The sequence below is a fragment of the Streptomyces sp. NPDC046977 genome (assembly GCF_040644455.1).
Lineage (GTDB): Bacteria > Actinomycetota > Actinomycetes > Streptomycetales > Streptomycetaceae > Actinacidiphila.
In genome coordinates, this window is record NZ_JBEYWO010000013.1 from 106,030 (window position 1) to 120,935 (window position 14,906).

At 71.1% G+C, this 14,906-nt stretch carries 10 protein-coding genes and 1 pseudogene; 3 read left to right on the top strand and 8 right to left on the bottom strand.

What is annotated here, in order from left to right; genetic code table 11:
* Positions 1 to 37: 37 nt before the first annotated feature.
* Both mmsB and mmsA read right to left on the bottom strand, forming a co-directional pair.
* Entirely contained in the window at positions 38 to 1,336 is a 1,299-nt protein-coding gene (gene mmsB, locus ABZ883_RS20975) for a multiple monosaccharide ABC transporter permease (RefSeq protein ID WP_360908066.1), read from the bottom strand.
* Positions 1,333 to 2,880, bottom strand: a complete 1,548-nt coding sequence (gene mmsA, locus ABZ883_RS20980) for a multiple monosaccharide ABC transporter ATP-binding protein (protein WP_360908068.1) — start codon at positions 2,878 to 2,880, stop codon at positions 1,333 to 1,335. The genes mmsB and mmsA overlap by 4 nt, the downstream gene beginning before the upstream one ends.
* Before the next feature lie 268 nt (positions 2,881 to 3,148).
* Between mmsA and ABZ883_RS20985 the strand changes: the two genes are divergently transcribed.
* Both ABZ883_RS20985 and ABZ883_RS20990 read left to right on the top strand, forming a co-directional pair.
* Complete coding sequence (locus ABZ883_RS20985) at positions 3,149 to 4,345, top strand: ROK family transcriptional regulator (protein WP_360908070.1); 1,197 nt, start codon at positions 3,149 to 3,151, stop codon at positions 4,343 to 4,345.
* A gap of 163 nt (positions 4,346 to 4,508) precedes the next feature.
* Positions 4,509 to 4,730, top strand: a complete 222-nt coding sequence (locus ABZ883_RS20990; RefSeq protein WP_360908072.1) for a hypothetical protein — start codon at positions 4,509 to 4,511, stop codon at positions 4,728 to 4,730.
* Positions 4,731 to 4,958: 228 nt separating this feature from the next.
* Here the strand turns inward: ABZ883_RS20990 and ABZ883_RS20995 are convergent, their stop codons facing one another.
* The 3 genes from ABZ883_RS20995 to ABZ883_RS21005 all read right to left on the bottom strand — a co-directional run bounded on the left by ABZ883_RS20995 (position 4,959) and on the right by ABZ883_RS21005 (position 6,980).
* Complete coding sequence (locus ABZ883_RS20995) at positions 4,959 to 5,237, bottom strand: VOC family protein (RefSeq protein ID WP_360908075.1); 279 nt, start codon at positions 5,235 to 5,237, stop codon at positions 4,959 to 4,961.
* A gap of 82 nt (positions 5,238 to 5,319) precedes the next feature.
* Positions 5,320 to 6,324: a nucleotidyl transferase AbiEii/AbiGii toxin family protein gene (locus tag ABZ883_RS21000; protein WP_360908077.1), complete on the bottom strand. Its 1,005-nt coding sequence runs from the start codon at positions 6,322 to 6,324 to the stop codon at positions 5,320 to 5,322.
* Positions 6,321 to 6,980, bottom strand: coding sequence for a hypothetical protein (locus tag ABZ883_RS21005; protein WP_360908251.1), 660 nt, complete (start codon positions 6,978 to 6,980; stop codon positions 6,321 to 6,323). The genes ABZ883_RS21000 and ABZ883_RS21005 overlap by 4 nt, the downstream gene beginning before the upstream one ends.
* A gap of 94 nt (positions 6,981 to 7,074) precedes the next feature.
* On the opposite strand from ABZ883_RS21005, the gene ABZ883_RS21010 reads away from it, so the two are divergent.
* Positions 7,075 to 9,933: a TIGR03767 family metallophosphoesterase gene (locus ABZ883_RS21010; protein ID WP_360908080.1), complete on the top strand. Its 2,859-nt coding sequence runs from the start codon at positions 7,075 to 7,077 to the stop codon at positions 9,931 to 9,933.
* A gap of 202 nt (positions 9,934 to 10,135) precedes the next feature.
* Here ABZ883_RS21010 and ABZ883_RS21015 read toward each other — a convergent pair whose 3' ends face one another.
* The 3 genes and pseudogenes from ABZ883_RS21015 to ABZ883_RS21025 form a co-directional block, all read right to left on the bottom strand.
* Positions 10,136 to 12,385 (bottom strand): hypothetical protein, encoded by a 2,250-nt coding sequence (locus ABZ883_RS21015; protein WP_360908082.1) that lies wholly within the window; start codon positions 12,383 to 12,385, stop codon positions 10,136 to 10,138.
* A 202-nt stretch (positions 12,386 to 12,587) separates the two neighbouring features.
* Positions 12,588 to 12,764, bottom strand: a pseudogene (locus ABZ883_RS21020) (glycerol-3-phosphate acyltransferase); the annotation flags it as partial.
* Positions 12,765 to 12,952: 188 nt separating this feature from the next.
* The gene (locus ABZ883_RS21025; RefSeq protein WP_360908084.1) at positions 12,953 to 14,905 is read right to left on the bottom strand and encodes a hypothetical protein; all 1,953 of its coding nucleotides are present in this window, start codon (positions 14,903 to 14,905) and stop codon (positions 12,953 to 12,955) included.
* Position 14,906: the final 1 nt, after the last annotated feature.

Sequence of the window (14,906 nt, forward strand, 5' to 3'; positions counted from 1 at the left end):
CCCGCGGATGCGGCACCTTGCTGTTGTGTCCGGTCGGTCATCCTGCGACCGAGGTCTTGTCGGGATCGGCGGCCGCCTTCGGCGACTGGGCGGCCGTGCTCGTGTCGCCGGAACGCAGCGGGCGCGTGAGCGTCCCGATGATGGAGAAGCGTCCCTGGCTCTTGCTGTAGACGTCGAAGGCGACGGCGAGGAGCAGCACCAGACCCTTGATGATCTGGACCATGTCCGAGCCGACGCCCTCCAGTTGGAGGCCGTTGTTGAGCAGCGCCATCACCAGGCCGCCGACGATGGAGCCGCTGATGGTGCCGAGGCCGCCGGTGACCGCCGCACCGCCGATGAAGACGGCCGCGATGGCGTCGAGTTCCCAGCTCAGACCGTCCTGCGGGCCGGACGCCGCCGAGCGTGCCACGAAGATCATGCCGGCGAGCGCGGCCAGGACGGACATGTTCGTCATGACGAGGAAGTTGACCCGCCGCAGCTTCACGCCCGAGAGTTCCGCCGCGCGCGAATTGCCACCGACGGCGTAGATGTGCCGGCCGCCGATCGTGTTGCGCGTGTAGTACGAGTACGCGAGCACCAGGGCGATCAGGATGATGCCCGAGATGGGCAGGCTGGTGCCGATCCGGCCGCCGGCGAAGCGCAGCGTCGCGAAGATGACGATGGTGAGCATCACGGCGAGCCGTATCCCCGTCACCCACAGCGGCGCGGCGTCCGCGTGCATCGCGCGGCGGGTCTGCCGCGACCGCCACTCGCGCCACACCACACCCGCGCAGGCGGCCAGGCCGAGGAGCAGCGTCAGGTTGTTGTAGCCGGTGTCCGGGCCGACCTCGGGCAGGAATCCGGCGCCGATGTCGCGGAAGCCCTCGGGGACCGGCACGGTGTCGGCGTTGCCGATGAACTGGTTGCCGCCGCGGAACAGGAGCATCCCGGCCAGGGTGACGATGAACGCGGGCACCCCCACATAGGCGACCCAGAAGCCCTGCCAGGCACCGATCACGGCGCCGACGAGCAGGCCGAGCAGGATGCCCAGGGGCCAGGGGATCGAGTACTCCTGCATCGCCTTGGCGACGACGATCCCGGTGAAGGCCGCCACCGAGCCGACCGACAGGTCGATGTGCCCGGCGACGATCACCATCAGCATGCCGATGGCCAGGATCAGGATGTAGGAGTACTGGCTGACCACGGCGATGAGATTGCCGGAGGTCAGCGTCAGCCCTCCTGTCCAGATCTGGAAGAGCAGCACGATCGCGACCAGTGTGGCGATCATGCCGAACTGGCGGGCGTTGGAGGTCGTGCCTCCGAAGAGGTTCTTCTGAAGGTCTGTGATACGGCTCATGGGCTCGGCGTCTTCTTCGTAGAGGTCATCTGTTTCATGAGGCGTTCCGGGTTCGCGTCACGGCGCGTCACCTCACCGGTGACGGCGCCTTCGAAGACGGTGTAGATGCGGTCGCACAGTCCGATGAGCTCGGGCAGCTCCGAGGAGATGACGATGACGCCCTTGCCCTGGCCGACGAGCCGCTGGATGATCCCGTAGATCTCGTACTTGGCGCCCACGTCGATGCCCCGCGTGGGCTCGTCGAGGATCAGCAGGTCCGGGTCGGTGAACATCCACTTGGCCAGGACGACCTTCTGCTGGTTGCCGCCCGAGAGCTTCACGACCCCCTCGTCGACGCTGGGGGTCTTGATCCGCAGGCTCTGGCGGTACTCCTCGGCGATCCGGTGCTCGCGGACCGGGTCGACGACCTGGCGGCGGGCGACCTTGGAGAGCTTGGCCGCCACCATCGAGGTCTTGACGTCGTCCAGCAGGTTGAGGCCGATCGTCTTGCGGTCCTCGCTGACGTAGGCCAGGCCGTGCCGGATGGCGTCCGACACCGACTTCAGCTGGATCTGCCTGCCGTCCTTGAAGACCTGGCCGGACAGGAACGTGCCGTACGAGCGGCCGAACAGGCTCATGGCCAACTCGGTGCGCCCGGCGCCCATGAGCCCGGCGAAGCCGACGATCTCGCCGCGCCGCACGGTGAAGCTGGACCCCTTGCAGACGAGCCGTTCGTCGGAGGCCGGGTGCCGGACCGTCCAGTCGCGGACCTCGAAGAACACCTCGCCGATGTCCGGCGTGTGGTCGGGGAAGCGGCTGTCGAGCTCCCGGCCGACCATGCCGCGCACGATGCGGTCCTCGTTGACGCCGTCGGCCTGGACGTCCAGGCTCTCGATCGTCCGGCCGTCGCGCAGGATGGTGATGGTGTCGGCGACCGCCTCGATCTCGTTCAGCTTGTGCGAGATCATGATCGAGGTGATGCCCTGCTCACGGAACCCGCGCAGCAGGTCCAGCAGATGCCGGGAGTCCGTCTCGTTGAGCGCCGCGGTCGGCTCGTCGAGGATGAGCAGTTTCACGTCCTTGGCGAAGGCCTTGGCGATCTCGACCAGTTGCTGCTTGCCGACACCGATGTCCTTGACCAGCGTGTCCGGGTCCTCCCGCAGACCCACCTGCTGCATCAGCTCCAGGGCCCGGCGCTGCGCGGCCTTCCAGTCGATGCCGCCGCGCCGCCGCGGCTCGTTGCCGAGGAAGATGTTCTCGGTGATCGACATGCCGGGGACGAGCGCCAGTTCCTGGTGGATGATGACGATGCCGGCCTGCTCGCTGGCCCGGATGTCGGGGAACCGGACCGCCTCGCCCCGGTAGACGATCTCGCCCGCGTACGTCCCGTGCGGGTGCACCCCGCTGAGCACCTTCACCAAAGTGGACTTGCCGGCGCCGTTCTCGCCGCAGATGGCGTGGATCTCGCCTTCCCTCACCACCAGGTTGACGTCCTCCAGGGCCGTCACACCGGGGAACGTCTTGGTGATGGAACGCATCTCCAGCAGGATCCGGTCCGTGATCATGCGCGGAGCTCCGTACGGCGGGCACCGTCACGGTCGCGTGGCTCCGCCGCGCCTGGGACACGACGTTTCGTGGACATCAGGTTGCCTCCGATGACACTGCGCTGTGCCTTCACTTCCAGCCGGTTACGGCTGGGCACGGACTTTAAATCCATTTGTTTTACTAAGTCAACGCCCCGTACCACTACGATTGTTGCGGCTCTTCGAGAGAGGAACTCGTGTGCGGCAGGCAGGGACAAACCTTCCCAAGGTCGGACGCTACAACCGAGCGGTGGTCCTGGATCAGATCCAGCTCGCCGACGGCATCAGCCGGGTGGAGATCGCCCAGCGCACAGGGCTCACCCCGCAGACCGTCTCGGGCATCGTGCGCCGCCTGCTCGACGAGCAGATCGTGCGCGAGGACGGCGCCAGCCGGGTCGCCGGCGGAGGCAAGCCGCGGACCACACTGCGGGTCAACGCCGATGCCGGCAGCGCGGTCGGGCTTGTCCTCGACCCCCTCGAACTCACCTGCTCCGTCGTCGACCTGCTCGGCCGGCCGCTGGTGGTCAAACGGCGCCCCACCCCGCCCGGCACCGATCCGTCGCACGTGGTGGCGGCCATGGCCGAACTGGTCGCCGACGTGCTCGCGAAGGCGGGAGTACCGCGCGACAAGGTCCTCGGGCTCGGCCTGGTCACCCCCGGGCCCATCGACCAGCAGTCCGGCGTGATCGTCGCCCCGCCGCAGCTCGCGCACTGGACCCGGGTGCCCCTGCAGCAGATGCTCGGCGACGCCACCGGCCTGCCGGTGACGCTCGACAACGACGCCACCGCCGCGGCCGTCGGCGAGCGCTGGGCCGGCCGGGCCAAGGGCGTCGCCAACGTCGCCTACCTCTTCTTCGGCACCGGCATCGGCGGCGGACTGATCCTCAACCACCAGGTGTACCGAGGCGGTTCGCGCAACGCGGGCGAGTTCGGGCACTCCACCGTCCTGTCGGACGGCCCCGAGTGCTACTGCGGCAACCGGGGCTGCCTGGAACGACTGGTGAACCCGTCGGCGATCGTCGCGGAAACGCACCGAAGACTCGCCGAACGGTCCGGAACCGGCGGCAGCGCGCTGGCGCGGTCGTACGCCCAGGACCCGGCCCTGGTGGACCACGCCGCGATCCAGCGTGCGGCCGGAGCCGGCGACCCCGTGGCGACCGCCGTCGTCGACGAGGCCGCGCGGCACGTCGCCTCGGTCGCCGTGAGCATCGCCAACTTCATCGACGTCGACCTCATCATCCTCGGCGGCCAGGGCATCCAGCACGTGGAGTCGCGCTACGTCGAGGCCGTCGCCTCCGTCCTGGCCGCCCGGCCGCTCGCCCGGCACATCCGGGTCGTGGAGGTCGCAGCCTCCGCACTGGGCACGGACGCCGCCGTCGTGGGCAGCGCCGCGCTGGTCCTGCACGCCGCGTACTCACCGCAACTGTCGGAGCTCGTCTCGGCGTGAGGGCGGGGCTGTCGGGCGCGCATCGCCGGTCGGTTCGGGTCGGGGACGGTCGGATTGTGTCGGAGACGCGCTTTCGGAACGAGGCGATCACCGGTGCGGCTAGTCTCTTGCGCCAGATCGGCCACCGGCGCCGGTCGCACACGGCGAACGCAGGAGCGCTGACATGCCCGAGACCCGACTCAAGTGCCGCAGCGCCGCCTCCGCCGCGGCCGTCGTCGCCGCGAGCGCCGCTCCCGGCGACCCCCGGCACACCGTCCGCCAGGACGGCCGCCACGTCGTCATCGGCTACGAGGACAAGTGGTGGCCCCTGGACGTCGCCGAATGGGCCGCACTCGAAGGACACGCCCGCGACAAGGCCGTGGTGCGCATCATGACCTCTCTGTGACGGGCGCGCGCCGCATCCCGAGTCGCGGAGATCCCCAGCTCGGAGAGGCCGATCGACCGGCCGGACGACAGGGTGAGACGGCTCAAGGAGGGGCATGCCCGAACCCCAGCCGCGGACGCCGGTCCTGACGCTCCGTAAGGCGTGGCCCCTGCCCACTGCGATGCGGCGGTCACCCCGCGGGGGTGAGACGGCGGCGCAGTTCCTCCTCCGAGACGTCCTCGGTGTGGGTCAGGAAGACCCGGATGTGCCCCGAGGAGTCCTGGAGGACGACGGTGCGCCCTCCGCCTCCTCCGCGCTGGCGTCGCCCAGCATCAGTACCGACCGCCCGACGGTGATCTCGGCGTGCAGGATCCCGCCTCCCGGGGCGTCGACCCTGACGTCCTCACGGGCGCCGAAGGCCCGCTGGCAGAAGTCGACGGCCGCGGCGGCGTCGCCGACCATGATGTGAGGGATCACGGCGTAGCGGTAGCGGTCGGGGATCTCGTTGCCGTCTGAGCGCTCGGTCACGGAGGACCTTCCTGGGCGACAGCGCAGGCCAGTTGGTTCCTGCGGCTGTCGAAGAAGGCTGGAAACTCGAGTCCGGTTGAGGTCAACCGTCGCCCGGGGCATGGTCGAACGTCGGCGTCACGGCCCGCACCAGGCGGTCCGCGTACTCCTGCCCGGCGTCCCTGAACCGCGGGTACTCGGTGACGAAGTGGTTCCACTCCACGTACCCGACCGCCACCGTCACATCCTCGAGCAGGATCCTGTCGCGAGGGGAGCGCGGCCATTCGCCCGAGATCCGGAACACCTCGTGCAGCAGTTCGTAGCGCAGCGGATACCGCTCGGCGAGCAGCACCGCGTCGTACAGGTCCTTGCCCTGCGCGTGCGCATCGTTGATCAGCCACATCAGCTTCCAGGCCAGGGACAGTTCCGGTGTCGCCGCCTGCACGATGGTGCCGCCGGGCAGTTCGGCCGGCTCGGGCGCCCCGGGAAGGCGCTCGTTGAAGACGAAGTCGAGCTGGACGTGGCCGCCCGGCAGGCCGGGTGAGCCCCACGGCAGCAGCATGCGGCGGCCCGGCACCCGGTCGTAGGTCCAGATGTCCTCCACCACCGCGCCCCGCGCCGAGATCCCGACCTCGCGTCCGTGCGCGTCGGCCAGTGCCTGTGCCGCCTCGGCGATCCCGCGCAGCATCCGGTCCGTGCGGCCGTCGTCGATCCGCCAGGTGTGGGGGACGACGACGAAGTCCAGGTCACCTGGCTCGCGGGCGGCGTCCGGGAACCACACCGACATCAGCACGCTGCCGCGCAGCACCAGCGCGTCCACCCACGGCGAGTCGGCGATGGCCTCCAGCACCAGGTGCAGGGCCCGTCGTCGGGCTGTCCGCCACGCGTCACCGCGGGCCGGATCACCGAAGCGCGGGTCGGTCGCGCGGTAGGCGTTCCGGTGGTGCTTCAGCGACGGGTCGAAGACCGGCCGCTGCACCACGTCGGCACCCGGTACCCACACAAGCGTTCTCGGCAGGTCCTCGGACCGGCGTGTGGCGTCGTCCAGTGGTTCCCGGGGCGGCTCGGTGCCGTGCCGGCCGAACCTGTCCCACGCCGTCCCGCTCATGTCCGCACCCCCACGGGCTCCTCGATCCAGCCGTCGTCCACGGACACGTCGCTGTCGTGGAGCACGAACTCCCGCTCCACGCCCAGCACCACCGCCCCGTCCAGCTCCGTCAGCAGCCGCTCCAGGGCCTGCTCCGCCCCGTCGGCGCCCACGCCGCGGCACCGCTGTGTCACGAACCGCTCGTGCCGTGCGCCGGCCCGCACCCGCAGGGCGTTCCACGACAGGTGGGCGCCGTGCGGCACCACCCGGGCCGCGAGTGCGGCCAGGTCCGTGTCCGAGTCGAGCAGCAGCTTCACGTGGTGCTCAAAGTACCGTTCGTCGTCCCCGCCGAGCAGCGACGGCACCTCCGCGGCCCATGGCGCGGACTCGGTCTTCACCCGCACCGGCGTGAAGCCGTCCGCCCGAAGCGCCGCCACGACGTCCCGTGCGTGCGCGCCTTGTTCGGCGTACGACGAGGAACCGGACAGGGTGAGCATGGGCTGCTCGCGCATCCGGCCGCGTGCCAGCACGATGTGCGTCAGCTTCAGGCCGCGCGAGGCCGCCCACCACCGAAGCCGCCCCCATTCGTCGGGGCCGGAGCAGCGCACTGTCACATGGGATTCGTACAAGGAGGCGGACACCCGCGGATCATGCCAGACCACCGGCGCCCGCGGCATCCGCGGCACCCGTCTCTCCACCGTGGAACGCGGCGGAACGCAATGGAACGCCGCAGGGGGAGAGACGAGTTCGACCTTTCCTGGGAGACACGGCGTGGGTATCTCGCGAAGAAGGCTACTGACGACGACCGGAGTGGGCGTGGTGGCGGCGGCCATCGACGCCGGCGGCTTCCGTGCCGCCGCCGAGGCCGCCACCTCGGTACGCGGCGGTAAGACGGCGAGGGCCGCCGCCACCGCATCGGACGCGCGGGCGGTCACCACCTGGGACCGGACGGTGCAGCGGGCGAGCTACGCGCCGGGCACGGGCTACCAGCGGCTGGTCGCCGGCCCCGGGGAGCCGCACACCATCCGCACCGACCTCTGGTACCGCTTCGGCCCCCCGACCATGGCACTGGCCGCGTTCGCCCAGCTGACCGACCTGCACATCGTGGACGACCAGTCGCCGGCCCGCCTGGAGTTCATGGACCGCTACGCCGACGCCGGCGCCCCGCACTACGCCTCGTACCCCACCGACTCGGCCTACCGGGGCCACGAGTTCCTGTCGACACAGGTCGTAGACGCGATGTGCCAGGCCGTCGCCGCCGTCGGCAAGGGCCCGCGGAGCGGGAAGTCGCTGCAGTTCACCATCGTCACCGGCGACGCGATCGACAACTGCCAGCACAACGAGAACCGCTGGTACATCGATCTGCTCGACGGCGGCCAGACCATCGTGCCGGACTCCGGCCAGACCGGCCTGGACCAGAGCTTCTCCAGCGGCGCCCTGACCGGCGGCGGCACCGCGGACAACCACTACTACTACCCGTCCGTACCGCCGCAGCAGGTCCCGGGCAACCAGTACACCGGGACCTCCGGCCTCGGATTCCCCTACGTCCCCGGGCTGCTCGACGCGAGCGGGGTGGTCGGCGCGGCCCGCCGGCCGTTCGTCTCCCACGGCCTCGGCATGCCCTGGTACGCGGCATACGGCAACCACGACGGCCTGTGGCAGGGCAACGAGCCCATCGACAACAACCTCGTCGACGTGCGCGGCATGACGGTCGGCTCGTCCAAGACCACCGGCACCTCCGCGGACCTGCCGGACGACTACGACGACCTCGGCACCTTCGGCAAGCTGATGGTCGCCTGGGACCTGGAGGGGACCCGGGTCGTCCCGGACCCCAACCGGCGCCTTCTGAGCCGCAAGGCCTTCATCCAGGACCACTTCAACACCGCCGGCCTGCCCGTCGGCCACGGGTTCCAGGGCGTCGGCATCGACAAGGCCTACTACGCGATCCCGTCCGCCTCCGGCGACCTGATCCGCTACATCACCCTCGACTCCACCAACACCAATACCGACGGCTTCGGCTCCGGCGCCGCGGGCGGCTCGATCGACACCGACCAGCTCAACTGGCTGGAGCAGCAGCTGCGGGCCAACAGCTCGCGGTACATCGACACCAGGAACCGCATCGTCACGCAGAGCGGTGTGCAGGACAAGATGTACGTCCTGTTCTGCCACCACACGCTGAACACCATGGACAACCTCGACGACGGTATCTTCGGCGGCATCTTCGGGGACCGGCACACCGGTGACGAGCTGAAGGCCCTGCTGCTGCGCTACCCGAACGTCATCGCCCTGGTCAACGGGCACACCCACGCGAACAAGATCGTCCCGCATCCCACGCCCGCGGGCAGCCCGATCTCCGGCGGCTTCTGGGAGATCTCCACGGCCTCCCACATCGACTGGCCGATCCAGAGCCGCATCATCGAGATCATGGCCAGCCCCGACGCCCAGAACGCGGGGGAGTTCGGCTCGGCCGCCGGGCCCGCCACCGTCTCGATCTTCACCACCATGGTCGACCCCGCGGCGCCCCTGTCCTTCGGTGGCGACACCAGCACTCCCGCACAACTGGCCTCCCTGGCAAGGGAGCTGGCCACCAACGACCCGCAGGAGGTGAGCCACGGCATCACGCGGCGTATGGGCGTCAACCAGGACCGCAACACGCAACTGCTCCTGCCGGCCCCCTTCCCGCTGCACGCCCCGCACCCGCTGGGCTCCCCGATCGCCGCGGCGCGCAACAAGGACGGGCGCCTGGAACTGTTCGGCACGGACGCCCAGGGCAACCTCTGGAACACGAGCCAGGCGACCGCCGCCGGCGACCTGCAGCCGTGGACGAAGCTCGCGAGCGGACCGGGGTGGCAGTCCGTCACCGCCTCCGGTCACCAGGACGGCCGGGTCGAAGTGTTCGCCATCGACCAGAACGGCTCCGTCAGCCGTCGCGCGCAGACCAGCGCGGGCAGCGGCACCTACACCGCCCCCCAGCAGTTCGACGCCGCGTTCACCTCGGCGACCGCCGTCCAGGACCAGTGGGGCGGCATGCAGGTCTACGCGACCCGCGGCGACAACACCATCCGCCACCGCTGGCAGGACTTCCTCAACGACGACACCCCCTCCAACGGCTGGTTCACCCCGTGGACCCAGCTCGGCGGCACCGCCATCCAGCTCGCCGTCGAGACCGGCGCCGACGGCCGCGCGGTGCTGATCGCCATCAAGGAGGACGGCCTGCTCATCCAGCGCAAGATGAACATCGCCAACGCCCAGACGGAGAGCGAGTGGGGCGGGGTCTTCCCGCTCGACGGCATCCTCGACTCCGTCGACCTGGCCCGCAACCTCGACGGACGCCTGGTGATCGTGGGCACCAACCCCGACGGGCAGCTCTGGCACCGCTTCGAGACGGCGCCCGGCAGCGGGGCGTGGCAGCCCTGGGCCCTGGTCCCGACGCAGCTCGGCACCACCACGCTGCGCATGCGGCACGTCTGCGCCGAACGCAGTGGACCGGGGCGGATCGAGATGTTCGCCGTCGACGACACGGGCATGGTGTACCGCAGCAGGCAGAGCGACCCCAACAGCACGACCTGGGCGCCCTGGGAGTCCTGCCAGTTCACGCTGCGCCCCACCCACACCCTCACCGGCCTGTGACGGGCCCGTCCCGCCCCACCGCCTGAGCCCGGGCGCCGGCCCCCGCCCAGCGGCGGGGGCCGGCGTCAGGACGGTGCGTCACCCGGGGCGGGGCCGGCGATGCGTGCGACGCGCGGCCGGGCGAGCCGGGCCGCGCCCGCCCGGTCGTCGCGAGGCGGGTCCGGACGTCCCCGCCGAACTCCGGCCCGGGCCGCCGCGTCCCTCAGCTCACCGTGGTCGTGCCGGTCAGCGTCAGGTCCGGACCTTGGCCGTCCCGGGGCTTGGCGGTGAGCTTCCAGGTGTACGTGCCGCGGAGCCGGGTGCCGTCGTCCCGGTTGCCGTCCCAGGAGGCGCGGACGGCGGCGGCCGTGGAGGTGCCTGTGAGGGTGCGGACGACGCTGCCGGTCGTGGTGGCCAGTGTCAGGGTCCAGGTCGAGGGTTTGGTGAGCTGCCAGACCGGCTTCCAGGGGTTGGAGATGAACGGACCGCTCACGACCGGGTCGGTCTGGGCCTCCATCTGCGCCAGCGGTGACGTGGGCACGCCCGCCGTGACGATCGCGATCTCGCCCCGGTCGGTCAGGTAGGCGATGTTGCCGCCGAACCGGTCCACGGCCCATCGCCCGTTGCTCCCGCCGGTGTTCTGGTCCGCCGTGGGCAACACAGCAACGGTGCGCGTGCTCGCCGTGCCGGTGTGGACGTCGGTGAGCAGCAGCTCGTGCGTGGTGCGGTTCTCGCGCAGCAGGTAGCCGTCGGCGAGGAGGGCCTGGCCCGCCGGGACGGAGATGGCGCGGCCGGCGGCGTGATCGTAGACACCGGCGGGTCCCGAGGCGCCGCAGGACCAGTAGAGCCAGGTGTTGACCGCCTGGATGTCGCTGGGGGTGCAGGGAGCGCCGGTGTTGACGGTGGCGACGTTCTTCTTGGCCTTGAGGTCGTAGGCCACTATGCTGCCCTGGGCGGTGCCCGAGGTCCACAGGCGCTGGCCCCAGAGCGCCGCCGCGGTTCGGGTTCGGCTCAGCGAGGTGACGCCGGCGGCACCGCGCGGGAAATCCACGACCCGCTGCACGCCGGCCGTGCTGCCGTTGTACAGCACGAAGCGGCCGGTGCCCCCGGCGATGCGGCCGCCGGAGTCGCCGGTGCTCACGGTGCGGATGGTGGTCGTATCCTCACCTACGACGTTGACGTGCTCCGTGTGTGCGGAGTCGGTCCACAGGTAGGCGACCCGTCCGTCGCCGAGCGCCTCCATCTGGGGGCAGGCGGCGTCGCCCGTCAGGCACGGCGAGGCGTCACTCAGCCCGGGGCCGCGGCGGGTCTGGAGACCGGTCGGCCGACCCGTGGCGTCCAGCGGGATGGAGTGGAAGCCGTACGCGCCGCCGGTGTGCGTCGTGTTGCCGTACATGAGCAGTTCGCCGCCGGCCATCGCGATACCGTCCGCACGGGCCTTCCAGGCCGGGATGTCCTGTGCCTTCTTGGCGGCAACCGTGCCGTCCGCGCCGACAGTGACCCGGTAGACGTGCCAGTCGACGCTGGAGGGGCCGGCCGTCGCGAGGAACCCGCCGTCCGGGGTGACTCGGAAGTAGCTCTTGGCGTCAGGCAGGAGCGTGCGTGTGGTGTTCTCGGTGAGCGAAACGGCCCACAGCGCGGGGCTGACCCCACCGGGCAAGAAGACGGGGTCCCCGTCCGCGCCGATACCGGTGAGCAGTTGGTCCCCGACGACGGCCTGCGCAGTGCCGTAGTACGACGCCGTGATGGTGGTGGGCTCGGTGCCGGGGGCGGAGTCCACCCGGATCGCCTTCTTGCCGGTGGTCACCCAGCGGTCGTTGAACAGGACCTTCGGTGTGCCGGCCAGATTGCTCAGGTACGCACGGAAGGAGCCGTCCGCGAGGTCGATGAGTCCTGCGTAGGTGGCCCCGTCCAGGGTGTAGACGACGGCAAGGCGGCGCACCGAGCCACCGGTGACGTAGCCGGTGGGCCGGGCGCCGGCCGGGAGACCGGTGACCGGCAGGTCGGTGGTGGTGCCGTCGGGGGCGGCGCGCAGGACGTGCGGGAGACCGGTGGCGTCCTCGGTGACCACGCTCCAGCCCGAGGCGGCTTTGTAGGACTGCCCGGCGGGCACGGTGACCGTGGCCGTCACACCGGTGGAGCGGTGCTTCTGCGTGACCGTGCTGCCGATCGGGCCGACGATGACATCGTCGCCGGAGGACAGGTTGTCGGGCCCGGCATGCACCGGGGGCGTGTAGTCCGGGTAGTCGACGGACGTGGCCGCGGGCAGGCCGCTCTCGGGCAGCCGGTACTGGAAACCGGACGCCCCGGCCCACGTGTACTGCACCTGGGTCAGCACGGTCATGCTCAACTGCACGGTTGCCACGGGTGTGTCGGCGCTCGGTACGGCCTGCGCCTGCGTGGTGAACACCACGCAGGCCAGGGCGACGCCCCCCACAAGCGCCGCTTCGGCAAGTTTTCGTGAACTGGCCATATTTCCTCCCCCGGTTTCAGCAACAGCCGGCGCCACGCGCGGCGCAGGCAATATTCAACTGCCGTTTAACAAGCAGCAGTTGCTTGGAAGGGTAAACTCCGAGTGGCGAGACGGTGTACGACAGCGGGGCGGTACAAGCACCCGCCAGGTACCACGCACGCCGCGGTGCGGACGTCCTGAACGGCGAAGAACGTGGCCCGCCCGCGGGCAGTTCGATGTCCGGGAAGTAGCCGGGGTTGCGGTGGGTTCCGTTGATCGCGTCGGCGATCTCGTCCCGGCGGGCGTGCACGACGCTGCTGCCGGCGTCGGCCGAAATCTTGGCCACGGCGGTACCCCAGGAGCCGGCCGAGAACACCGCGGCACGGGCGTGCTGGCTCACTGCGGGGTCCTCTCGTCGGTGCAACGGCCAGGCCCGGCCGGCGTATCGGCCGCACCGGACCTGCCCGGGGAGGCCGAGGGTGAGCGCGCCTCATGCCGGTGCTCGTGGACCCCAGCAGATCCGGGCTCCACTCGGGCCGCTGCACCCGGCCAACCGGAACAGCAGGTCTCCCCGCGGCCCGCGGGCCGTCAGTCCGGCCAGTACGAGCAGCGGACGCCGGTGTGGACGGCGTGCCGCAGGTGCTCACCGATCACGGGGTCGGCCGCCGCGATCCTGTCCAGGGCCCGGCGGACGGCCTTGCTCACCGCGACCCGGGAGCGTTCCTTGCCCTCGGGGAAGCGGCGGGCGCGGCCGTTCAGGCCGGTGGCGCCGGCGAGTTGGCCCTTGAGCCAGTCGTGCTCGGCCTGGGCGGCAGCCGCTCGGTCGTCGTCGCCGGCCGTCCTGAATTCGTCCAGCTCCGCGCGCAGCCGGGCCAGGCGGTCCCGGTACTCCTGCGTCGCCACCCGGTCCAGCACCGGCTGCCCGGACAGGGCCGGACGCTCGGGGGCCTCGCTGAGCGCGGTGAGCCCCGCCACCAGGTCGACGGCCCGGATCTCCTGGCGCGGATTGGCGATCAGCACCACCAGGTGCAGCATCCCCACACTGTGCTCCACCAGCACGCTGCGCCCGCCGAGCCCGATCTGCCACTTGCGGCCCAGCCGGGTGCAGGTGCAGACCGCCGTCGGCGACCGGTCGCTTCCGCGGTCGTCCACCGGTGCCGCCGTGGTCTCCTCCGCGACCGCGGTCTCCTCCTGCCGGACGGCGTCGGCCTCCGCAGGCCGCCCGGCCCGTACGAGCGCCGTCGCCAGCCGCTCCCGGGACGCCGTGACCGCGGGCCAGTGCGCGAGGGCGAGGTTCTGCCGTACCGCGTCCCGCAGATGGGCGACGGCACGGTCGACGTCCCCCGTGGTCAGTGCCGCGACCCCCAGGGCGTGCTGGGCCGAACCGAAGCAGGCGACGGCGAGACTGCCCACCATGGGCAAGTGCCCGTACGGGCTCAGCAGTTCGTAGACCCGCGCCGCCGTGGCGGTGTCGTCGAGGAGGTAGGCGGCCTCGGCGACACCGTGCATCGTCACCATCCAGCTGCTCGACCGGGGCAGGTCGCCGAGGTCGCGACCGCACAGGGTGGCCAGTGCGCTGACCGCCTTGCGCCGGTCCCCGGCCGTCACCGCCGCCACGGCGAGCGCGGCCAGGGCGTGGTCGTCCACGGCGCTCAGCGTGGGGGAGTTGACCACTTCGCTGAGCAGCGGCACCAGTTCCACCACCCGGCCCTGGTACCAGCGGATGGTCACCAGCTGAGCGGCCTGCCACACCGTGGCGTTGACGTCCCCCGCGGCGGTACCGCGCTCGGTGCAGGCGCGGGCCAGTTCCTCGGCCTCGTCCAGGCGGCCCGCGCGGACGGCGAGCATGACGCCCATCGCGTTCACGACGAAGCCCACCGCGAGGTGGTCCTGCTCTCTCAGCAGGCCGCGCAGTTCGGCCAGGCAGCGTTCCGCGTGCGGGTCGCCGTCCAGGAACATGTCGACGGTCTGCCACAGCAGCCCCATCAGCAGATCGCTGCGGCGCGAGGTGCGGAAGCTCTCCGCGACGAGTTCGGCGGCCAGTTCGCGGCGCAGCGTGCCGTGCTCCGGGCCGATCAGGCAGTGGTGGGCCAGGCTCAGGGCCTCCGCGCGTGCCATGGGACTGCGCCGGGACCGCGCCTGTTCGAGCAGCGCCAGCACGGCCGTCTGGTCGCTGCGGCGGTAGTCGCCCTCGCCGGCCAGCCGGATCCGCAGTCGCAGGGCCAGCGACGACTCGGGGTCCAGCACGTCCAGTGCCCGGCGTATCCGGGATTCCAAAAGCACCGAGCCCGCCACCGTGCGGTGTTCGTGCACCCACAGGCCGCCGAAGCCGAGGGCCGCCACCGCCATCGCCCGCGCGTCGCCGGCCGACTCGGCCATCCGGTAGGCCCGTTCGAACCGGTCGCGGCCGGCGCGCAGATCGCCGTCGTCGACGACGGCACGGGTGCCCTCGTCGAGCAGCGTCCGGAGTTCGGCGGACCGCTCCGCCGCCGGTCCCTCCGGATCCGTCGCGTCCCGCGCGGGCGCATCGACATCGTTCACG